This is a genomic window from Sporocytophaga sp. (genome assembly GCF_017745095.1).
Taxonomy (GTDB): domain Bacteria; phylum Bacteroidota; class Bacteroidia; order Cytophagales; family Cytophagaceae; genus Sporocytophaga.
Window position 1 is genome coordinate 1 of record NZ_JAGHZZ010000010.1, and the last position, 20982, is coordinate 20982.

Here is a 20982-nt window from a genome sequence, read left to right on the forward strand (position 1 = left end):
ATACTTCAGGAAGTTGAAGAAAAGCCATGTTTAATGCCATAATACAGCCTTCTGTGCTAAGATTTTCTGAGAGATTATATCCTACTATTTTCCTGGAATACCCATCTGATATCAGAGCGAGATAAACATAATCTTCACCAATAGAAATATAGGTAATATCACAAACCCATAACTGGTGGGGACCTGAACAGATAAAGTCTTTTAATAAATTATCATATTTGCGATACCAATGCCTAGAAAAGGTAGTTTGAGGAGTTCGCTTTCTTCGCCTTACCAACATGTTATGTGAAGCTAATAAATCGAATAAAGCATCTCTACCCATTTTTATCTGATGTTCAATTAAATCATTTTGAATTATTGAAAGTAGCTTTCTGGTACCTAGTTTTGGCTGATCTTTTCGTATTGCATTTACTAAGTTCAAAACGATATGTGCTTCTGTCCCTATATCGCTTATATGCCAGCAATACTGATAATATGCTTGCCTAGTGACACCAAACAATCTGCATAACCTAGCCAGCCCTAATTTGGGATATGCATTTTTCATCATCGTGATCGTTTGGTGCCAGACTTTTTTCGAATATTTATTTTCAGCTCTTGTTCTGCAATGTCTATCATTGTTTCAAGAGCTTTATTCTTTAATAAGGCCTCTTCTAGGGCCTTTTTTAAAGCCTCTATTTCTTGATTTTGATCTTTCTTTTCCTCTTGATTCAATTCCATTTTTTTAAATGTAATTGATTTTAATGCACTGAGTCTGCCTTCAGATTTTCTTACCCAATAACTTATCACCGACTTGTTGATGTTGTATTTATTTGAAAGCATTTTAAAGGTAATGCCTCCTGACTGATATTCCTGGATAATTTGCAACTTTAATCCAATATCATAGGGCTGAGTATTCTTTCTTTTTCCTCTGCCTCTTTTCTTTAAAAATTTAATTTCTGTCATCTTTTACAGGGTTTAAACCTGTAAACCTATTTCAGGACGAGACAGAGTAAGCCCTGACAAATTGAGGCTAAAGCCGAAGGAAACCAAAATAAGTGGAATATAAGAAGTAACAAGCTTTGAATAACCAGCAATTAGCCCTGAAGTACAAGAAGTATATTGGGCTGTCAGGATCGAATTAGCTTAAATACCCTCATCCGCTCAGGTGACAGGCAACGGAGCAGAAATCAGGCGAGGACGTCTATTCTATTAGTGAAGTATTTTTCTACTCTTCCTTACCTACTTGAAAATTTATTACACTTCCTTCTTGGAGTTTTTCTCCTCCTTTTAGAAGCTGTCCATTTGAGCTCATTGAAATAACAATAGGAAAATTATTTTCAACTGTGTCAATTTTCCCAATGAGGAATCCAGCATTTTTAATATTTTGTATTCCATCTTTTGCTGGTTGGTCAATTACAATGGGTACAGATATTAACCTAGGCATTTTTCTATTGTAGGTAATCGATATAGTTCTATACGGTTTAACTTCCGAATTAGGCGCCGGAAATTGATTCATTATAATCCCTCGTTTGGAATTTCTATCATAAATAGAATCACTAATTTTAAAATTCAATTGTTCTATTTTGGGTATTTCATCAACCTGTATCCCAATCAGGTTTGGAACTATTATACGTTCATTTCTTAAAGTATACAAATTCAAAATTTTAAATATGCCAAAGAATCCTATAATTGCAATAAGAGTAATAATTAATAAATTTCGGACAATTAATTTCATGTTTTTATATTTCACAGAACTTGTTTATATCTGCACTTAGGTGCGTTATCTTTCAACTACTCGACTTGTGACTCGTTATTTATTTGATATTTACAATCGCCCAATAAACGCCTTTTACTACTTCGGCCATTTTAACATAATTTAATGTTTCAGGAGTATCCGTTGATTCATGATAGTTCTTATTTCTATAAAATGAAGTATTTGTAATCATTACAGCAGGAAGATCATTTTTCCAATAATTTAAATGGTCAGAAAAGTCTATTCCCACCATAGCCTTGGGTGCATTTATAGATTCTACATTTATTGAGGAACCTTCAATCATTGATTTTTTAATTTGCTTTACTAAATTATTTTCTCCAATTCTTCCTACCACTGCAATAAAATTTCCTCTAGTTGGGTAAATTGCTTTTAAAACCCCAACAGGATAATCTTGTGATTTAGATTCATCGGAAAAATATCCTATCATTTCAAGACAGACCATTGCTTTGAAAGGAATGTTATTCTCAATTATATATTTAGAATGGATAGCACTTCCCATATTTGATGTTCTGAAATATGGTGGTTCTTCTAATGTGTAAGCAACAAGATCAACTCTGTATTTTAATGTCGGTTTCAAGGAATCCAAAAGCCTTCCAATTTCTAAAAGTCCTGCAACACCACTTGCATTATCATCTGCTCCTGCGTAATCCATACATACGTCATAATGAGCACCGATAATAATTCTGGCAGCATCTGATGGCCCGTAAGTGCTTATTATATTTTTATATTCATTGTCATCTGCTATATATTTTTGTTCTTGTGGATTTAATCCATTTTTCTTGAACTCATTAAAAATATAATCGGCAGCTTCATTTAAAGCATCTATATTTTTATAGTTTCTAGGCTTGCTCGTAGTGCATAATATTTTCACATCATTTTTTAATCTTTCAGAAGAAACTGGAATAGATACGATACCAGGTTTAGCAGAACCAAATAGTGGTGTAGTTAAAAAATAGAATAAGGTACCAATGAGAAAAAAAATGCTTCCTAAAAGCAAAAGTGTTTTCATAAATTTATATTTTAAAATGTCATTCTTTCTAAAGCTTTTTTAATGGGGCGCCAAATTGCCACCAATGGTTAGTATAAATAACGGGCAGCGGATTTATAGGCAGTTATGTATCCCACGAAAACGTTGTCAGGTAAAGGACTAAAGACTCCGCTTCCACTGAACACGCTACTCTTTTTTATAAAATTTTAGCCTACGTTTATGTTTCCAATTTAGAACATTTTTGGGGTTTACAGAGAACAAAAAAGCCCCGACAATTCGGGGCTTTTTCTATAAATATTCAATACCTATTACTTTTGAATTACCTGTATAATCTTTACCGGACAGAGATCAGCGGCCTTTTTATTAGCATCTAGTTCTACTTCCGAGACATCTACCGCATGAAATCCTTTTTTATCTTTAGATCCGATCAAAACACTCTTACCGTCTTTCTTAGACATTGCCCAACGGTCTGGGGCAACTTCAACACAATAATTGCAGCCGATGCACTTTTCTCTTTGCTGAATGATCTTAATCATTGGCAGGAACTACTTTATAGATTTTATCGCTGCTGCGAATTGTTTCCTCAAGAGGTATTGAAAATGAAATACCTTTTCCAACTTCATCTACCTGTTTGTCGTCAACTCTGATCTCCGTTATTGTAGTTTCAACCACACCTGTTGTAGGTCCGATAATCAGTATTTCGTCTCCAATCTTAAGTTTATGTGTTTCCAGGATAAATTCGGCAACTTTAACTTTAGGGAAGTAACGTACTCCTTTACCAAGGAATATCTTACGGGTAGTTGCTGAAGAACCATGTTTGTTAGTCCACTCTCCAAGTTTCTGGCCAAGATAATAACCGCTCCAGAAGCCTCTGTTATAAACGGTTTCAAGCCTGTTCATCCAGTCCTGAAGTTTTTCATCTGTAAATGTATCATCCAGATAAGCATCAACTGCTTCTCTATAGCATTTGGTTACTGTTTTTACATACTCAGGAGCACGACCTCTTCCTTCCAGTTTTAGTACTGTAACTCCGCTGGCTATTACTTCATCAAGGAAGTTGATTGTACATAAATCTTTAGGAGACATGATGTACTCATTATCTATTTCCAGTTCGTGACCATCTTCAAGATCTATTACTTTGTAGGTTCGTCTGCAGTTTTGCTGACAAGCACCGCGGTTTGCAGAAGAGTTGGCTGTATGCAAACTCAGATAGCATTTACCAGACACAGCCATGCAAAGAGCACCATGAGCAAAGATTTCTATACGAACAAGTTCACCTTTAGGTCCTCTTACATTTTCACGTTTGATACCATCTGTAATGTCTTTAATTTGCTTTAAACTTAACTCTCTTGAAAGCACAATGACATCAGAGAACATTGCATAAAACTTCACAGTTTCAAGGTTGGTAACATTTACCTGAGTTGAAAGATGTACTTCTACGCCTTTTGTAAAAGCATATTGAATGGCAGCATGATCTGCAGCTATAATGGCAGTAAGTCCATTTTCTTTTATAGAATCGATGATACGCTTCATGATAGAGATATCATGATCGTAAAGAATAGTGTTAAGCGTTACATAGGTCTTCACATTGTGCTCTCTGGCAATGCGACCGATTTCCGGCAGGTCTTCCAAAAGGAAGTTATTTGCTGCACGAGCCCTCATGTTCAACTGATCTACTCCAAAATAAATGGAGTCTGCTCCTCCCTGAATAGCTGCCATAAAGGCTTCAAAGGAGCCTGCAGGTGCCATTACTTCTATCTTATCTTTCATTGTTGTATATTCCGTCTAAAAGGAGTTACAAAATTACGTTAAAATGCCCAAATTTTTGCTTTTATATCGAAGTTTTTGAATGTAAGCAAAAGAGGCTTTTTGATTTTCAGTTGATTATGAAGTTTTAGTTGATTTCAATGATATCATTTAGATTCGGCAAAGCAACAGTAATTCGGAATTTTTCATTTATTTTTTCAGCTAATGCATGTCCTGCATCTTTTTCCCCGTGGATAAGAATAACTTTCTTAGGTTTAAATCTGAAACTGGCAATCCAGTTTAGGAGTTCTTCCTGATCTGCATGGCCTGAAATATTTTCCAGACGAGCTATTTCGGCTTTTACCTGATAATATTTTCCCATTATTTTAATTTCCGGTTCTCCGTCAAGCAATGCTTTTCCTCTGGTTCCTTCTGCTTGAAAGCCAGGAAGTATTACTAGATTATTATTATTTTCTATTCCGGCTTTCAGATAATGTAAAATTCTTCCACCAGTAATCATTCCACTTCCTGCAATTACTATCTTAGATTTTTTGCGATCAATAATGCTATAAGTTTCTTCGATGTTTCTGACAAAATACGCTTCCTTATTTAAATCTATCAGCTCCATATTGCTTAATTGGTGCCAATCTGGGAATTTAGCAGTAGCCTCAATTGCTTCGGCGCCCATTGGAGAATCGAAAACAACAGGTATATGTGGTATCTTATTTTCTTTTTTAAGAGCATCAATAAGCAACATTATTTCAAGTGCTCTTCCTACTGCGAAACAAGGAATGTAAATGTCTCCTTCTCTCTGAATTGTTTTGTTTATAAGTTCTTGTAGCTGATCCTTGGGGGACGTTTTAGGATGTGATTTGTTGCCATACGTTGATTCCAACAACAGAATATCTGCTTGCTCAGGTACTGAAGGCGAAGACAGATAAAGAGATTCCTGTTTTCCAACATCTCCGGAGAAGACTAATTTTTTATCTAAGATATCAATCTCGAGATAAGATGAACCAAGAATGTGGCCATTTCTTTTAAATCTGAATTTAACATCTTTTGCCAGTGAGATCCATTCATTTTCACCGCAGTCCAGAATATAATTCAATGTTTGTTCAACATCATGCAAAGTATAGAGTGGCAAGGCAGGTTGATGTTTCGAATAATTACCACGGTTGGCGGCATCTGCCTCTTCCATCTGTATTTTTGCACTATCCCTTAGAATTATTTCAGCAAGCGCAACAGTTGGACTGGTCATGAATATAGGGCCTTTATAACCATTTTTTATAAGTACAGGCAGATATCCAGTGTGATCTAAGTGAGCATGAGTAATCAGAACAGCTGAAAGTTTGCTATAATCCAAGGGAAGAGGAGCTCGATTAAGTAGTCTTAAAGACTTATTTCCTTGAAAGAGGCCACAGTCGATAAGGAGCTGATGTTTTATGGTTTCCAATAAAAATTTGGAGCCTGTGACCGTACCAGTTCCTCCTAAAAAATGAATTTTAGCTTTCATAGATTCTTTATTCAAACAATAGATCGTTTGTAAAGGTAATATGAATACTAATCTCCTGGTATTTTCATGAAAAGAATCACCGCTTTGTTTGCAACAGATTTTTCTTCAAGTGCAGAAAATGCATTGAATTATTTTATCAATTTTGCCAGACCATTTGAGGTAAAACTCTTGGTGCTGCATGTTGTGGAAGTACCGTTAATACCCACAGAAGTCCCTTATGAGCGATTGTTTGATAAGCAGGCTTCTGATAAAAAAGAGCTGGGAGTCAAGTTAATGAAGACGACCACCCGCATATTGGAGGTATGCAATAATTTCGAGGTGGATCACATTATTGCAGAAGGAGATCCACAAGAAGAAATTAATAAGATTTCCGATAAATATGATGCTGATCTTATTGTTATGGGAAATAAGAAAGGTGGAATTTTTACAAGAATTTTTAACGGTGATACAGTAGCCGGGATGATTGAAAAAGGAAGTCGTAAGATTTTAGCGATTTCAGAGGATGTTCATTTCAGGCCTGTAAAAACCATAGTTTACGCATGTGCCATTTCTGTAAGAGATCATAATAACATTAATGCGTTAAGTGAGTATGCAAAAGTCTTTGATGCAGAAATTATTATATTGAATGTAATAGATAAACTGGAACAGGAATATCCGGAGATAGCTGCAGTGATGCTTGAGGAGATTATGGATCACGTTCATTATAAAAATATAAAACTGATTACTAAAATGGGTACAAACGTGTCAGCAATTATAAAGAAATTTACCGATGAAGTTGATACTGATTTACTTGTAATGGCTACCCATCACAGAAGCTTTTTTGAGGCTATTTTAGCTGGTAGTACTACCGAAAAAGTATTAAATATATCTAGCAATCCTGTGCTTATATTTCATCTTAAAGGCAATACCAAAGGGTGGTAAAGGAATATTTTTTTCTGCTTAATGTTTAGTTAAAAAAAATCCCTGCAAAATGTGAGCAGGGATTTTGATTTTAAATAGTCAGATATTTAAGAACTAATACCACTCGTCTTCATCTTCAGATGAAGCTCTGTCTCTTTTTTTCTTCTTAAATATGTTCTTGAACCAATTAAGAGGTTCTTTGGATTCCTGGCGACGGTGAGGTCTTTGACCTTCTGAAGGGCTTGTAAATTCACCTTCTTCAGACGCTTCATTGGTATTACTGTTATCTACAGGATAACCATCAGGAGCATTTTCTGAAAAAGGTACACAGTCCATATTTTCATACATCTCTTCACTGAGGTCAGGCCATTGTTGGTAGACATATTTTTTTAACTTTTTGTCTTTGCCTAGTTTCCCCATAAACTTCCCGAATATTGGCATAGCCATATGTGCACCCTGGCCAAGGTCTATGGACCTGAAGTGAACTCTTCTGTCCTCCGCACCGACCCAACATCCTGCAACAAGAGAGGGAGTATAGCCAATAAACCATCCGTCTGCGTGGGATTGGGTAGTACCTGTTTTCCCTGCAATTTGGGCATCCGGACCTACATAATTTGCCATACCAGCAGCAGTTCCTTCCTGTACTACCTTTCTTAACATATAGGTAATCATTTCAGCGGTAGAGGCACTAACGGTCTGGCGGAAATATGGAGGATTACTTTTATATATCGTTTTACCAGCTTTATCTTTTATCTTCAATAAATAGTTAGGAGTAACGCTTTTTCCGCCATTGGAAAATGCTCCATAAGCTGATACCATTTCCATGAGTGAAATATCTGCAGTGCCGAGAGCAAGGGATGGTACAGGGTCAAGGGGAGAGCTGATTCCAAGTTTTTCAGCAAAGTTTACTACTTTATTAACACCTGCTTTCATGATCAGACTTGCTGAAACTGTATTTACTGAATTGGTCAGAGCCCCTGTCATCGAATAATATCCGCCATAGTTCCCATCTGCATTTTTAGGTGACCAGTTGTCGTATTCTTCAATCACTTGTCTTTGATTAGGGAAGTATTCACAAGGACTAATCCCTGATTCCAAAGCAGCTGCATACACAATAGGTTTGAATGTTGAACCAACCTGTCTTTTGGAGGTAACATGATCATACTTGAAATATTTATGGTTGATGCCACCTACCCATACTTTAACTTGGCCAGTAAACGGATCCATTGCGAAAAAGCCAGCCTGAAGGAAATATAAATAGTGCTTTATGGAATCCAGAGTTGAAAAGTTTTTATCTTTTTCTCCAGCCCAGGTAAACACTTTCATTTCTGTTTTTTTATTAAGCTCCTTTTTAAAGTCTGCTTCATCCAAGTCAAGACTTTTTAAATACTGATATCTGTCAGATCTTTTGCATGCATCTGTTAAAACCTGGGGCGTTTTTTTCCATGGAGTCGTATTTTTCCAGTGAGAGTAGAAACTAACCTGCAATTTAGACATGTGTTCCGTCATAGCTTTTTCAGCATGTCGTTGCATTTTTGAATCAATGGTGGTGTAAATTTTTAACCCATCAGTGTATAAGTTGTAAGGTGTACCGTCCGGTTTATAATGAGTATTGCACCATTCATCTAATTCTTGTCTGAGATATTCTCTGAAGTAGGTCGCTAATCCTGTATTGTGTGAAAGATAGTTATACCTGATTTTTAAATCTTTTTTCTGAAATTTCTCAGCTTCTTCTTCAGTAATGAACTGGTATTTGGCCATTTGCTGCAAAACAACATTTCTGCGTTCCTTTGCTTTTTCAGGATTCTTTGCCGGGTTATAAGATGTTGTAGCTTTTAGCATTCCTACCAGCGTCGCTGCTTGCTGAATATTAAGAGAATCTACGGCGGTATTAAAATATCTTCTTGCTCCGGCTGCTACTCCATAGGCATTTTCTCCATAGGGAACCGTATTGAAATAAAGAGTCAGAATCTCATTTTTATTGAAAGTTTCATTAAGCCTTGTTGCGACAATTGCTTCTCGTGTTTTATTAATAAGCATAGAGAAGAATCTATATCTTTTTCTGGGAAAAAGATTTTTAGCCAACTGTTGTTCAACAGTACTTCCTCCGCCTGAGCTCTCATCCTGCATTATTACAGACTTGAAAAGCACTCTTAGCATCCCTCTGCGGTCAAATCCATTGTGTTTGTAGAAGCGGATATCTTCCGTAGCCAGCAAGGCATTGATCAAATGCTTAGGAAGTTTTTCAAAACTTATGTCCGTACGATCCTGAATGAAATATTTCCCTATAAGAATTCCGTCTGAAGAATAAATTTCAGAAGCTGTAGCATTCCTGATATTTTTCAGGTCATTCCCATTGGGCAGGTTTTTATATACTTGGTAGGTAATGTAAATAAAGATTGAAGCGAACAGAACCGAGAGAAATATCAATCCCGGTTTAATCCACTTTTTCCAGTTAAAATCTTTTAAGGAAAATCCCTGTTCCTGATTACTCATTATGTCAACCTTTTATAATCTGTGAATACAAATAAAATAAAGTTCCGGTTCAATTTTAACAATTGACATGAATACAAATTATCCCTAGAAAGGAATTTTTACTATAAAATTATGAGACTCATAGAAGTAACTTCTTTTCAGTTGTTTTATTTTTTTTATTTCCTGAGTCTGGTAAAATTATAAACTTTTAATTTCCTGTCTGTTTCTTAAATTTTCAAATATAAAACAAATGAAATAGCAGATGGTTAAAAACAATGATATAACCAAAGAAACTGCTAAAATGAAAAAAACATTATTTTATCTGAATGGAATAATTCTTTCTTCAGTGATATTTCTATTATCATGCAGCAAAAAAGAATCTGCGTTTTTTACAAACCATTATCCAACCGGATATACTAGTTTGAATAGTCCTAATAAAGAAAGCATTAAACCTGAAATTCAAAACCATATTGCTACTGCGAATAAGGAGATTGTTGCTGCTGTAGGTGAACAGGTAATTTTTAAACCGGAAATAGGTGTTTCGAATAATAATTCAGATGAAATTAAAGCAATTCTTTCTGATGAGTCTCAAGCTTTAGGGAAGGATGTCTCTACTACTCCTTCAAAAAAGGAAATTAAGAAAATTGTAAAAAAGGCTATTAAAGAAAGTAAATCAAACGATAGCAATGTAAGCAAGCTTTTGTTAGTGATTATTGCTATTCTAATTCCTCCATTGGCTGTGGCTTTGGTTGATGGGATACATGGACCGTTCTGGCTGAGTATTTTGCTTACAATCCTGTTTTACATTCCAGGGTTGATATACGCAATTTACAGAATTTATAAAAATGATTAAGTTTTATAAAGTCTTAAGAAATAAAAAAGTCCCCTCGATATTTTCGGGGGACTTTTTTATTACTCAGGTGAGTGAGCAGAAAATGTTCCGTCATCGTAAAATATGACGATTTTTTGTACTTTTTTAGGTTTCTGAACCGCTTTTCTCTCTGCGGAAGGCTGAAATGCTGGTTCCTGACCATTAACAGTCAGATTTGAATTTGCTGAGTTTTCCACTTCTCTCATCGTCTCTGTGATCATAACAATCTCTTTGGCTTCTGTAATAGGTTGGTTAATTGTTTGTTCTATATTTTGTGGCTCCGGTTGAACTTCATCGTTTTCCGGATTTTGTATACCTAATTGTGCTTCAACTTCTTTTTCAGGTTCTTGAGACGAAAATATTGGCATTTCAATTTCCTTTACTGAAGCTATCTCAGTTGCTACCTCTTTAAAATTTAAATCTTCTACCTTCTCAATTTCTTCTATTTCTGCAACCTCTTCCATCCCTGTGATGACTTCATTTCCATGAAATATTGAAACTTCTTCTGTTAGTATTGATTCGGAATTAATTTCTGACTCAGATATTAATAGTGATTCCGGATATTCATCCTCCTTAGTCTCGGTTTCAGAAAATATATCTTCAATACTAGCTTCTGATTTCTCCTCTATAATTTCTTCACGCTGTTCTTTGAAAAAATTAGGATTTTCGAAAATACTGTCGAAGAAAGCATCAACAGAAGGTTCTGATTCAGGAGTATAAAAAGATTCTGTTTGTGAAGGAGAGGCGTTTTCAGAAAATAGTAAACCGGAAACGATTTCTGCAGATACTTCTGCCTTTGCTAGAATTTCTTCTTTCTTTTCTAATTCCTTGCGTATTAGTTTCTTCTCTTCTTCCGGATCTGTTTTCTGTGGTTCTCCAAATAAGTTTAGCTGTTTCATAGGACCTTTTCCAGTTAAGAGCCAATCTGATAGTATGTCCGGAAATGTAATAAGAATTTTATGAATTACATCCAGACTGGGTTTGTTTCTACCGGAGAGAATATGTGACATACTTGACCTCTGAATACCAATTGTATCAGCGAAGGACGAAGGTGTCAATTCTTTGTTTTCCAGTATTGCCAGTATTCTTTCTGTTATTAAATTCATTTTTGTGAATATAACTTCACAAATGTACATAACCACAAGATTACATGGTTGTATTTTGTAAACTAGTTTTGCACATTCCTGAAAAATCTCAGAGTTTACAAATGTAATTTACAAATGTATACAGCCCTGACCACCTTACAATGTGCTGAAAAAAATGAAACCCTGAAGTAAATTTTTCTCGTTTTATTATAGAATAAGGCAAAAATAAAACTAAATTAGCGCCATATTTCTGAAATTTTATAATATACATTACTATGCAAACACTTGGAGTTATATTAATGGTCGTAGGATTTATCATGGGAGTTTTCGGTGGAATGTTCCTTGCAATGCCTGCGGTTGTAGCAGATGAAAAAGGCGGTTTGAGTCAAGAAAAAATGATAAAAGTTGCTGTTTTAATTTTTGTAGGATCTATAATGATTCTAATTGGTCAGTATTTGTTTGCAGGATTAAACCATTAAGAAGTAAATCTTAAAAATACATCAAATCCGTTTTCCACTTAAATAAGTTAAGTGGAAAACGGATTTTTTTTGACCTTATAACTAAGAATGTTTTGCAACAGGAGTTTATTGGGTTAAAATGAATATGGAAGAAGAAAGATTACGAGAAAGTATTCATTGTTCGTTAACCCTTATTTTCATTTAGATTATGCAGGTTGTTCTTAGGTTGAAAAACCTGTTTTTTTGTGGCCAAATTGTTTTTTAAATCCAAAGGTTTAAAGAAGAAAGTATGTGTGTGTCTGAACTTTAACTTTATTCTAAAGCTTTTTAAAGTAAGAAAGGAGGTAAGTAAAATGGCTGCAAAGTTTATTAACAACCGACCTTTTCAATTTCGAAACCTTGGAAAATCTTTTGAATTGGAGGATAAGGGTAGAAGATTTGTAAAAGAAGATGAAGTTTATTATTTCTGGAATACATCTTTAAACGATGAAACAAGTACGAAAAATGACTTACCAAATCTTAAAAATAAAAAAGATAAGGTTAGTGATTGATGATACAAAAAAGGCTTTTGAAGTATTCTTCAAAAGCCTTTTTTGTATCATTAAAATATTTTATTAGATAGCTCCTGCTCCGGCCCCAGGTCTTTTACCCGACTCCATGTTTACAAGAACTTTTCTGTTTTGCTTTTTGGATTTTGACTGATTTTTATTTTGCGGAGCTTCTACAAAGTTTTGTTTGGGAAGATTTTCTGCTTTGACTGTCTCTGAAGCAGCGTAAACTACTTTTTTAATATCAGAATTTTTATCAAAGTAACTATCTATATGATTATTTAAAGTATCAAGACAAATGCAAGAACTTATAAAATAATTTACTCCATATCTTCTTACTTTATCCTGGATATCCTTATCTATATTGTCTTGCATGACCACAATCAGAACATTTTCCTTATGAATGTCATGAGAAAATTTATACCCTTCAAGAAAATCAAAGCCGTCGGCGATTGGAGTATTCATGTTCAAAACCACGACGGTTTTAGAGTTGATAGTTTTGTGGCTTATCTGATTGAGGTAAAGTAAAGCATGACCTCCATTTAATGTCACTTTTAATTGATCTACTAATCCAGAATCAACAATAGTTTTTTCATTAAGGCAGTTTGTTTTTGTATCACAATCAACTAGAAGTAATCTATTAATTTTCATAAGCCACCGATTTTATAGTTTTTGTACGATTCGATAACAAACAATGTTACAAATTTCAGGAATTTGCGGGTTTTCCCTGAAGTATAGCTCCCGAATTTCTCTACTACCGGCTAAATGGAATTAATATCTCGGAAGGGATTCTAAAATATTGAACTTTAGGACAATAAATAAAATATTCTTCAAATAACCAAATTTTTTATTGAATGTTTACTATTTGATGCTAAATATCAGATTTGTTAATATAAAGTCGGACTACTCAGTGTCTTAGAATGTTGAATTTTCTTAACGTAATCCTAATAAAAACTTAATATAACTTTTTGGTTGACCTTTCTCCTTTGTTCGTACTTGCCTCGAAATATTGAGAGTAACATGTTTAGTAAAATTAAGCTCAGGCTTTTTCTAGTTTATAGCATTTTTGTCGGGATAATAATATCGATGGGTTGTTGTTTTATTTATTTCCTGAATCAGCGTGAACTGAGTTATAGAATGATACACCGAATACATAATGTTTCATACATGGTGTTTTCCTTGAATGCTGTAGAACAGGACTTTGTTCATTATGATTCAAAAAAGCCTACCTATCATTTTACTCATACAAGTACATATATAAAAAAGCATCGGCAGTTGATAGAAGAAATAGATCTTACAATTGAAAGTGTCTTAAATGAATCAATTCTAAATAAGAATGAGCCAATGAAACTTCAATTGAAGGAAGTATTGCTTGAAATTGAAGATTACCAGAGAACATTCGGATATCTTGTTGGAACTATTGAAAAGAGGGGAACACATATTTATGGGCTGGAGGGAGAATTGAAGAAAAGAAAAGAATCCTTGCATAAGTTAAGATCTTTCATTGGTGCAGAGATTCTTGAAAGCCTTATGCAAAATGAAAAAGATTATTTTATCTCTAAAGATTCATTGTATGTTTTTAATAATGAATACTTGATTGGTGAAGCGAAAAAGGATGTATTGCAGACAAAGGAAATTCCAAAAGTTGTTGCAGAAAAAGTTAATCTTGCATTGGATGATTATCTGAAGACATTTAAAGATGTAGTATCTGTAGAACGCTCAATAGGATATAGCAATGAGACCGGCTTGTTGGGCAGACTGATAGTTCATAATCAGAAAATAAGGGAGCTGATGGCCGGCATAGAAAATGAGACCGTTATACTTAATGAAAATCTGAAAGAAGATCTGAAGAAAATATTGTTTGGGGTACTATTCATTTGCATTCTAATTTCACTTGGATTGAGTTTTTTCTTTTCTTCTGTACTCACTAAACCAATCAGGACTTTAACTACAGAGCTCGAACGAGTTGTTAAAAGTAATTTTACAGATGGATTTAGTGGTATTAAATTTTCAGATAAAGATGAAGTAGGTATCTTAAGCAGAAGATTCATTTCAATGGTGACAACCATTCAGGATGGTATGAAGGAGATTAAGGAATACTCCAATAAAATAGAAAAACAAAATGTTGCTCTTCTGAAAAGCGAACTTGATTTCAGATCTACATTTGAACAAGCAGCTGTAGGCATCGCGCACATAGATTTTACAGGTAAGGTGTTGAGGGTAAATAAAAAACTGTGTGAAATACTGGGCTTTAGTGCTGATGAATTGCTCAATTTGAATGCTTCCCGTAAATTCATTAGGGATACTATAGAAATGAATGGAGAACAATATGGCAAACTGTTGCTGAATAGTACGGAAAACATTACGCTTGAGCAACAGATCAAACATCGGTCTGGTAAGATGATCTGGGTGTATTTAACCTGTTCATTGAAGTTTGATAAATACGGAATACCGGAATATCAGATCTGGGTGGTTCAGGATATCTCGGAGAGGAAACAGGCAGAATCAGAGCTGCTTTATAAAAATCAGGAATTGGACACTTTTTGTTATAAGGTATCACATGATCTCAAAGGCCCAGTTGCTTCTCTTAAAGGCTTATGTTCTACTGCCAGAATGGAGATTACAGATCCTGTCGCCGTCGAATATTTTTCACAAATAGATTTAACACTTATCAGACTAAATGAGATTATCTGTAATCTTATAGAACTAACAAAAATAAAGGAAGGGCAGATTGATCTTACACTTATTGATCCTGAAGTTCTAATAAGAAATACAATGGCAGTTCTTCGTAAAACTGACTATTTCCAAAAGATAGATATCTCCGTTGATACCTATGCTTTAAATGAACTATTCAGCGATAGCAGATATCTTAATACTATATTTTTAAATCTCCTTGAGAATGCATTAAAATATTCCAGAAAGCAGGAAGATTCATTTATTAGAGTTACAATTACAGATCACAAAAAAGGAGTATTGATTACTTTTGAAGATAATGGGATTGGTATAGAGAGGGAATTTCAGGCAAAGGTATTTGACATGTTTTTCAGAGCCACTGATTATTCTAAGGGGAGTGGGCTCGGACTTTACCTTGTAAAAAATGCTATTGAAAAACTTAACGGCACCATTGACCTTAAAAGTGAAGTGGGAAAAGGAACTACTTTCTTTGTGTATCTGCCTAACCTTAGAAAGAAGGAATTAAAGGCTTCGGCAGAAGTGAATTAAGTCATTTATATAATTTTTTTAAATAATAAAATTAAAGACATCATGCAATGTCTTGGGTTTGCATGATATCTTTGATTTTTGTAAGTATAGTCATATAAAAGAAAATTATCCTACAAATCAAGTTGAATCAAATGTCTGATAGCGCCATCGAGTTCTCTTGTTTCAATTACTTTAAAGCCCCATTTTAAATAAAGCTTGAGTAGGAGTGGAGTGCAGGTTGCAAGAATAAATTTGCAGCCCTGTTCTCTCGCTTGTTCAACACAATATTCATTGATGAATACTTTTTGAATATTATATAGGTTCTTGTTAAAATGATGAGTTGAAAATAAAGTTAATATTTCCATGTATTTATCATTCGTTACAGGCGGCTTAAAGCCGAATTTATCAAATTGACAATATTTACGATCGTATAGCCCTCCCGAATACATGACATTTTGTTCGACCTCATTTTTATAAGTAAAGATAGTGATGTGTTCCTCAGGTATCTTAAAACTGATTGTCTGTTGTTCATCATCCCAGTTCCATATACTTCTTATGAATTTCTGTTCTTTTAATTTGTTAAAAGCTCTGTAAAAATGCTTTTCAAATTCTTTTTTTTCTTCTGCATGACTGAAGTTAACAGTGCTGCAGAGTCCTTCAATTGCGTATGCGGGCATATGAGTTAAAAGTTTTTTAATTATAAGAGTTGATTTATCTGATGGGATAAAAATAGATAAGATCATTATTCACATTTTGGATGTTTAACCAATGTGAATTTTCAATTGAGGGAAGTATGTATTTAAGAAAATAAAGGATCTGATGAATAATAGAAGAGTCAAAAAAATAAAAAGAGAGATACCTATAAAGTATCTTTTTTATATTAAGATAATTATATTAGGTTTTGTAATATAATATTTAGTTAGTAAATAGTTTTAATTATTAAGCTTTATTCGAGCTTAAGTTTTTCTTCTTCTAAATCAATTTGATGAAGGAATTTTCTGATGATCTCTTCATCTATATGCTTTTCTTTTTTATTCATTTGTATCAGTAAGTAGCGCTGTTTATCAAGAATGCTTCCATAAATAGCTTTAGTTCTTTCAGATAGATTAGGATCTTCATTAGCAGTCAATTGATTCTCCCATTTGAGTGCCAGCTTTTGTAAATGTAAACTATGGTCTAATTCTACTTTGTGATTTTCTGTAAGATAGTTCAGAGAGACCTTTGCCAATGCTTCACGAATGAGGCTTTCTGTTTCTTCTTCCGGTAGATGATCGTTGAAGTTAGGAAGTTTTACTTTCTTAATAAGAAGAGGCAGCGTTAAACCCTGTAAAACCAAGGTTACCAGAATTACTATAAATGTAATGTACAATATAAGATTCCGATGAGGGAAAGGCATCCCATTGGCAAGAGTTACTGGAATGGATAGAGCGGCGGCAAGTGAAACTACACCACGCATGCCTGTCCAGCCGAGCAAAAGAGGAGCTTTTATACCAGGACTACTATCTGCAACTTTAATGAAATGGCTAGCAAACAATGTTGTGATTAATGCGCCGTAAGCAGCAACCATTCTGCCTATGATAAGCATCAAAGTAATGAATAGTCCATATGCAGTTGCACGATAAAAACTGACCCCTTCTTCTTGTAATCCCGAAATGATTTCAGGAAGATCTAAACCTATCAGCAAAAAGACCAACCCATTCAATAAGAATATAAGACTTTGCCATACATTCTCTCCACTCAGACGAGAAGAGCCCGTTAGAAAATGATGTCTGAAATAGGATAAAAATAATCCGCCACTCACCACTGCTAAGACACCGGAAGCATGTACTTCTTCAGCTGCGATATACATTGCATATGGTGTTACAAGTGTAAGGATGATATCCATGTTTACATCGGTCGGAAGCCATTTGTGCGCTTTTAAAAAAAGTAATCCAACGATTAAACCGGTACCAACGCCACCAATGATCATCCAGCCAAAGCTCAATGCTGCCTGATACCAAATAAATTGTCCAGTGGCAACTGCTATCATTGCAAATCGGAAAATAATAAGTGAGGAAGCATCATTCAGTAAACTTTCGCCTTCAAGAATAGAGGACATTCTTTTAGGTGCTTTTACAAGTTTTAAAATTACACTTGCACTTACAGCATCCGGGGGAGAAACAATGCCTCCCAATAAAAAGCCTAAAGCCAGGGAAAATCCGGGAATTATTGTATTAGCAATAAAAGCTACTGCAATTGCAGTCAGGAAGACGACGATAAAAGCAAAGCTTCCTATAATTCTTCTCCAATGCCAAAGCTCTTTCCATGAATTGGCCCATGCTGCTTCATACAATAATGGTGGAAGGAAAATTATGAAAATCAATTCAGGGTCTATTTTCATTACTGGAATGAATGGAATAAAACTAATCGTCAATCCACCCAAAACCAGTAACACAGGGTAGGCTACTTTAATTTTATTGCTCAGCATTATCAGCAATACTATAAGTACTATTAAGGTCAAATAAAATGGAAAATGGTCTAGCATATCAGACTATATTGAGGGAGTATGTTGTCGATTTTTAATGGTGGCGTATTTATACAAAATATTTTTGTCTCGAATATAATTGTTATCCTTCACTTCTTTGATATTAAAATTAAGAACTACCTTAAGTTCTTCTAGCCTTGATTCTGATAGTAATATAATTTTCTACTATTGCTTTACTCTAATCGTAATAAGGTTTGTATAGATGCAACTTTTTTTTTCTCGGTTCAGAATCGTTAATTACCTTAGAAAATAGTCAACTCAGTAATTTTGAGTCATATATGTTTGTTGAGTGTAAAATGTTTTTCGTGATTTGTATTGATCAATAAAAAATTAGCTGAAAAATTTGTGTAGTTAAATAGCTACATATATATTTGTAGTCAAATAGCTACATAATGAATTTAAGAAGAGATGTATTTCAAGCCATTGCCGACCCTACAAGAAGGGCTATACTTCTGTTGGTTGCTTCTCAATCGATGACGGCAGGAGCAATAGCCGCCAACTTTGATACGTCTCGACCAACGGTTTCGAAACATCTACAGATACTTACAGAATGCGAATTGCTTAAGCAAGAGCAAAATGGAAGAGAAATGTATTATCACTTAAACCCTAATAAAATGAAAGAGATTGCAGACTTCATTGAACCATTCCGTAAAATGTGGGATGATAGGTTTAATAAATTGGAAACTATAATGAAAAAATACAAGTCAAAAGAATAGTGTAAGGTAAATGGAATTAAAAACAAAGATCGATGCCATAGAAGGCAAGCAGGAAATAGTGATTACAAGGGAATTTGAGTTGCCATTGGAATTACTTTTTAAAGCCTATATTGAACCGGAAATTGTTGAGCAATGGATGGGAACTAAAGTCTTGAAACTGGAGAATAAAAGACATGGTGGCTGGCAATTTGAAACACTTGATCCCAAAGGAAATAAACATGGATTTAGCGGTGTTATTCATGAATTTATCCCGAATGAGAAAATTACAAGAACGTTTGAAATGGAGAATGCACCGTTCGGCCCCCAGCTTGAGTTTCTTGAATTTGAAAAGCTCACAGCTGATACCAGTAAGCTTAGAATGCAAGTCGTATACAGATCAGTTTCAATAAGGGATCAGATACTGCAGTTACCTTTTGCTCAAGGAATTAACATGGCACATAACAGATTACAAGAAATAGTAAATAAATTAAAGTAACATATTATGACAAAGAGAAACAAAATTATCTATTGGGTTGCTACCCTTTGGTTATCGCTGGGAATGCTTTCTGGTGGAATTGCACAATTGCTCCATGTGGAAGATACTGTAAAGGGGGTAACTCATTTAGGTTATCCTGCCTATTTTTTAAATATAATTGGCGTTTGGAAAATTTTAGGAGTTATAGCAATACTTATTCCTAAATTTCCTTTAGTAAAGGAGTGGGCATATGCAGGCTTTTTCTTTTGTATGTCGGGTGCTCTATATTCGCATATTGCTGTTGGAGACCCTGCCATGGAAAGTTTCGGACCTGTATTATTAATCATCCTGATTGTAGTGTCTTGGTATTTCAGACCTGCTGACAGAAAGTTAGTTTCATCAAATCAATAAAAAGATAAATAACATGAACCACAAGGTTGACTTTTATTTTAATGAAGCCCAAAAGTGGCAGGAAGAAATAGAGCAATTGAGAACGATTGTGCTTGACTGTGGGCTGACTGAAGAATTGAAGTGGGGGACTCCTTGTTATGTATCTGAGAAAAGGAACATAGTCTTAATACATGTGTTTAAAGAATATTGTGCGCTTTTGTTTTTCAAAGGCGCACTTTTAAAGGATAACAAAGGTATTTTAATCCAGCAAACAGAAAACGTTCAGTCTGCACGACAAGTAAGGTTCACTAATGTGAAGGAAATATTGAAGTTGGCAAAGACATTGAAGTCCTATATTTATGAAGCTGTTGAAGTTGAAAAAGCTGGGCTAAAAGTGGAATTGAAAAAGACTTCAGATTACCCAATACCTGAAGAGTTCCAAAAGAAACTTGATAAAATGAAAGCTTTGAAAACTGCTTTTGAGGCATTGACACCAGGGAGGCAAAGAGCATACATATTTTATTTCTCTCAACCCAAGCAGTCCAAGACCCGTGAGTCAAGAGTTGAAAATTGCATTCCACAAATACTTGATGGAAAGGGATTAAATGATTAGTATATTTTGATTGGAGATTGTTTTATTTCATTGAATAAATAATTTGAATAGAATCATGGCTAATAAAAAGAAATTGTCAGCTAAAGAAAGTGAAGAGTTACTCACAATATTGAAAGCTCGTTTTGAGAAAAACATGAATCGTCATAAGGGAATTGAATGGACTACAGTTCATGCTAAGCTGGTTGCTGCTGCAGGTGCAGAAAAGCTATGGTCGCTCAATGAGATGGAAAAAACCGGAGGTGAGCCTGACGTGATTGGTCATGATAAAAAGACTGGTGAATATATTTTTAATGATTGTTCAGCGGAGAGTCCCAAAGGCAGAAGAAGTATCTGTTATGACCATGAAGCGTTAGAAGCAAGGAAAGAACATAAACCTGAAAATAGTGCCATTGAGATGGCATCTGATATGGGTATCGAAATATTGACAGAAGAACAATATAGGGAACTTCAGAAATTAGGAAACTTTGATACTAAAACATCCAGTTGGGTTAAAACCCCTTCTGATATAAGAAAGCTTGGAGGAGCGATATTTTGTGATCGCCGCTATAATACTGTTTTTATGTATCACAATGGTGCCGAATCTTACTATGCAGCCAGAGGATTCCGTGGCTCTCTTAAAGTCTGAATGAGGTTAAGCGTTTAATTTGATATAAGATTATTTATCTTAATGAGGTAAAAAGTCCATCTCCTACAGGAGAAGGCCGTCAACTTAGTGATGAGACAAGTAAAAAAATAGTTTTCCCTGCT

22 protein-coding genes are annotated in these 20982 nt (G+C 34.7%); 10 read left to right on the forward strand and 12 right to left on the reverse strand.

What is annotated here, in order from left to right; all coding sequences use genetic code 11:
• The 7 genes from J7604_RS16060 to J7604_RS16090 form a co-directional block, all read right to left on the reverse strand.
• The coding region (locus J7604_RS16060) for a DDE-type integrase/transposase/recombinase (RefSeq protein WP_367113576.1) at positions 1-544 on the reverse strand (544 nt) is incomplete at its 3' end.
• Entirely contained in the window at positions 544-942 is a 399-nt protein-coding gene (locus J7604_RS16065; protein WP_293897503.1) for a transposase, read from the reverse strand. The genes J7604_RS16065 and J7604_RS16060, both read right to left, overlap by 1 nt.
• 262 nt (positions 943-1204) lie before the next feature.
• Positions 1205-1714 carry a PASTA domain-containing protein gene (locus J7604_RS16070; protein ID WP_293897505.1) on the reverse strand — a complete coding sequence of 170 codons (510 nt, stop codon included), beginning with the start codon at positions 1712-1714 and terminating at the stop codon, positions 1205-1207.
• A gap of 79 nt (positions 1715-1793) precedes the next feature.
• On the reverse strand, positions 1794-2762 hold the full coding sequence (locus tag J7604_RS16075) for a M28 family peptidase (RefSeq protein ID WP_293897507.1): 969 nt from the start codon (positions 2760-2762) through the stop codon (positions 1794-1796).
• Between the two features lie 287 nt (positions 2763-3049).
• Positions 3050-3277 (reverse strand): ferredoxin, encoded by a 228-nt coding sequence (locus J7604_RS16080; protein ID WP_293897509.1) that lies wholly within the window; start codon positions 3275-3277, stop codon positions 3050-3052.
• The gene (locus J7604_RS16085; RefSeq protein WP_293897511.1) at positions 3270-4511 is read right to left on the reverse strand and encodes a peptidase U32 family protein; all 1242 of its coding nucleotides are present in this window, start codon (positions 4509-4511) and stop codon (positions 3270-3272) included. Before J7604_RS16085 ends, J7604_RS16080 begins: the two co-directional genes overlap by 8 nt.
• Before the next feature lie 124 nt (positions 4512-4635).
• On the reverse strand, positions 4636-6000 hold the full coding sequence (locus J7604_RS16090) for an MBL fold metallo-hydrolase (protein ID WP_293897513.1): 1365 nt from the start codon (positions 5998-6000) through the stop codon (positions 4636-4638).
• A 66-nt stretch (positions 6001-6066) separates the two neighbouring features.
• Between J7604_RS16090 and J7604_RS16095 the strand changes: the two genes are divergently transcribed.
• Positions 6067-6921, forward strand: a complete 855-nt coding sequence (locus J7604_RS16095) for a universal stress protein (protein ID WP_293897515.1) — start codon at positions 6067-6069, stop codon at positions 6919-6921.
• Positions 6922-7014: 93 nt separating this feature from the next.
• Here J7604_RS16095 and J7604_RS16100 read toward each other — a convergent pair whose 3' ends face one another.
• Positions 7015-9396 (reverse strand): transglycosylase domain-containing protein, encoded by a 2382-nt coding sequence (locus J7604_RS16100; RefSeq protein ID WP_293897517.1) that lies wholly within the window; start codon positions 9394-9396, stop codon positions 7015-7017.
• A gap of 679 nt (positions 9397-10075) precedes the next feature.
• Between J7604_RS16100 and J7604_RS27065 the strand changes: the two genes are divergently transcribed.
• Positions 10076-10228: a YqaE/Pmp3 family membrane protein gene (locus J7604_RS27065; protein ID WP_037573732.1), complete on the forward strand. Its 153-nt coding sequence runs from the start codon at positions 10076-10078 to the stop codon at positions 10226-10228.
• 59 nt (positions 10229-10287) lie between these two features.
• Here the strand turns inward: J7604_RS27065 and J7604_RS16110 are convergent, their stop codons facing one another.
• The gene (locus tag J7604_RS16110) at positions 10288-11352 is read right to left on the reverse strand and encodes a hypothetical protein (RefSeq protein ID WP_293897521.1); all 1065 of its coding nucleotides are present in this window, start codon (positions 11350-11352) and stop codon (positions 10288-10290) included.
• Positions 11353-11606: 254 nt separating this feature from the next.
• Between J7604_RS16110 and J7604_RS16115 the strand changes: the two genes are divergently transcribed.
• Both J7604_RS16115 and J7604_RS16120 read left to right on the forward strand, forming a co-directional pair.
• Complete coding sequence (locus J7604_RS16115; RefSeq protein WP_293897523.1) at positions 11607-11810, forward strand: hypothetical protein; 204 nt, start codon at positions 11607-11609, stop codon at positions 11808-11810.
• Between the two features lie 224 nt (positions 11811-12034).
• Positions 12035-12340, forward strand: coding sequence for a hypothetical protein (locus J7604_RS16120; RefSeq protein WP_293897525.1), 306 nt, complete (start codon positions 12035-12037; stop codon positions 12338-12340).
• A 63-nt stretch (positions 12341-12403) separates the two neighbouring features.
• Here the strand turns inward: J7604_RS16120 and J7604_RS16125 are convergent, their stop codons facing one another.
• A complete protein-coding gene (locus J7604_RS16125; protein ID WP_293897527.1) occupies positions 12404-12988 on the reverse strand; it encodes a hypothetical protein in 585 nt (194 codons plus the stop codon).
• Positions 12989-13474: 486 nt separating this feature from the next.
• Here J7604_RS16125 and J7604_RS16130 point away from each other — a divergent pair, with 486 nt between their 5' ends.
• Positions 13475-15559 carry an ATP-binding protein gene (locus J7604_RS16130; protein ID WP_293897529.1) on the forward strand — a complete coding sequence of 695 codons (2085 nt, stop codon included), beginning with the start codon at positions 13475-13477 and terminating at the stop codon, positions 15557-15559.
• Between the two features lie 110 nt (positions 15560-15669).
• Here J7604_RS16130 and J7604_RS16135 read toward each other — a convergent pair whose 3' ends face one another.
• Together J7604_RS16135 and J7604_RS16140 are read right to left on the reverse strand one after the other, a co-directional pair.
• Positions 15670-16215 (reverse strand): hypothetical protein, encoded by a 546-nt coding sequence (locus J7604_RS16135; RefSeq protein ID WP_293897531.1) that lies wholly within the window; start codon positions 16213-16215, stop codon positions 15670-15672.
• Between the two features lie 269 nt (positions 16216-16484).
• On the reverse strand, positions 16485-18062 hold the full coding sequence (locus J7604_RS16140) for a Na+/H+ antiporter (RefSeq protein ID WP_293897533.1): 1578 nt from the start codon (positions 18060-18062) through the stop codon (positions 16485-16487).
• 392 nt (positions 18063-18454) lie between these two features.
• On the opposite strand from J7604_RS16140, the gene J7604_RS16145 reads away from it, so the two are divergent.
• From J7604_RS16145 to J7604_RS16165, 5 genes are read left to right on the forward strand one after another with little or no spacing between them, the layout of a single operon-like run.
• Positions 18455-18778 (forward strand): helix-turn-helix transcriptional regulator, encoded by a 324-nt coding sequence (locus J7604_RS16145; protein WP_293897535.1) that lies wholly within the window; start codon positions 18455-18457, stop codon positions 18776-18778.
• A 10-nt stretch (positions 18779-18788) separates the two neighbouring features.
• Positions 18789-19253, forward strand: a complete 465-nt coding sequence (locus tag J7604_RS16150) for an SRPBCC domain-containing protein (RefSeq protein ID WP_293897537.1) — start codon at positions 18789-18791, stop codon at positions 19251-19253.
• A 6-nt stretch (positions 19254-19259) separates the two neighbouring features.
• On the forward strand, positions 19260-19643 hold the full coding sequence (locus J7604_RS16155; protein WP_293897539.1) for a DoxX family protein: 384 nt from the start codon (positions 19260-19262) through the stop codon (positions 19641-19643).
• A 13-nt stretch (positions 19644-19656) separates the two neighbouring features.
• Positions 19657-20235: a DUF1801 domain-containing protein gene (locus tag J7604_RS16160; protein ID WP_293897541.1), complete on the forward strand. Its 579-nt coding sequence runs from the start codon at positions 19657-19659 to the stop codon at positions 20233-20235.
• Between the two features lie 55 nt (positions 20236-20290).
• A complete protein-coding gene (locus tag J7604_RS16165) occupies positions 20291-20860 on the forward strand; it encodes a DUF4256 domain-containing protein (RefSeq protein ID WP_293897542.1) in 570 nt (189 codons plus the stop codon).
• The last annotated feature ends 122 nt before the right edge of the window (positions 20861-20982 follow it).

Bases quoted from the DNA above. Each gene is read 5' to 3' on its own strand.
- J7604_RS16065 (WP_293897503.1), bottom strand. From the start codon at position 942: ATGACAGAAATTAAATTTTTAAAGAAAAGAGGCAGAGGAAAAAGAAAG.
- J7604_RS16070 (WP_293897505.1), bottom strand. From the start codon at position 1,714: ATGAAATTAATTGTCCGAAATTTATTAATTATTACTCTTATTGCAATT.
- J7604_RS16075 (WP_293897507.1), bottom strand. From the start codon at position 2,762: ATGAAAACACTTTTGCTTTTAGGAAGCATTTTTTTTCTCATTGGTACC.
- J7604_RS16080 (WP_293897509.1), bottom strand. From the start codon at position 3,277: ATGATTAAGATCATTCAGCAAAGAGAAAAGTGCATCGGCTGCAATTAT.
- J7604_RS16085 (WP_293897511.1), bottom strand. From the start codon at position 4,511: ATGAAAGATAAGATAGAAGTAATGGCACCTGCAGGCTCCTTTGAAGCC.
- J7604_RS16090 (WP_293897513.1), bottom strand. From the start codon at position 6,000: ATGAAAGCTAAAATTCATTTTTTAGGAGGAACTGGTACGGTCACAGGC.
- J7604_RS16095 (WP_293897515.1), top strand. From the start codon at position 6,067: ATGAAAAGAATCACCGCTTTGTTTGCAACAGATTTTTCTTCAAGTGCA.
- J7604_RS16100 (WP_293897517.1), bottom strand. From the start codon at position 9,396: ATGAGTAATCAGGAACAGGGATTTTCCTTAAAAGATTTTAACTGGAAA.
- J7604_RS16110 (WP_293897521.1), bottom strand. From the start codon at position 11,352: ATGAATTTAATAACAGAAAGAATACTGGCAATACTGGAAAACAAAGAA.
- J7604_RS16115 (WP_293897523.1), top strand. From the start codon at position 11,607: ATGCAAACACTTGGAGTTATATTAATGGTCGTAGGATTTATCATGGGA.
- J7604_RS16125 (WP_293897527.1), bottom strand. From the start codon at position 12,988: ATGAAAATTAATAGATTACTTCTAGTTGATTGTGATACAAAAACAAAC.
- J7604_RS16130 (WP_293897529.1), top strand. From the start codon at position 13,475: ATGATACACCGAATACATAATGTTTCATACATGGTGTTTTCCTTGAAT.
- J7604_RS16135 (WP_293897531.1), bottom strand. From the start codon at position 16,215: ATGCCCGCATACGCAATTGAAGGACTCTGCAGCACTGTTAACTTCAGT.
- J7604_RS16140 (WP_293897533.1), bottom strand. From the start codon at position 18,062: ATGCTAGACCATTTTCCATTTTATTTGACCTTAATAGTACTTATAGTA.
- J7604_RS16145 (WP_293897535.1), top strand. From the start codon at position 18,455: ATGAATTTAAGAAGAGATGTATTTCAAGCCATTGCCGACCCTACAAGA.
- J7604_RS16150 (WP_293897537.1), top strand. From the start codon at position 18,789: ATGGAATTAAAAACAAAGATCGATGCCATAGAAGGCAAGCAGGAAATA.
- J7604_RS16155 (WP_293897539.1), top strand. From the start codon at position 19,260: ATGACAAAGAGAAACAAAATTATCTATTGGGTTGCTACCCTTTGGTTA.
- J7604_RS16160 (WP_293897541.1), top strand. From the start codon at position 19,657: ATGAACCACAAGGTTGACTTTTATTTTAATGAAGCCCAAAAGTGGCAG.
- J7604_RS16165 (WP_293897542.1), top strand. From the start codon at position 20,291: ATGGCTAATAAAAAGAAATTGTCAGCTAAAGAAAGTGAAGAGTTACTC.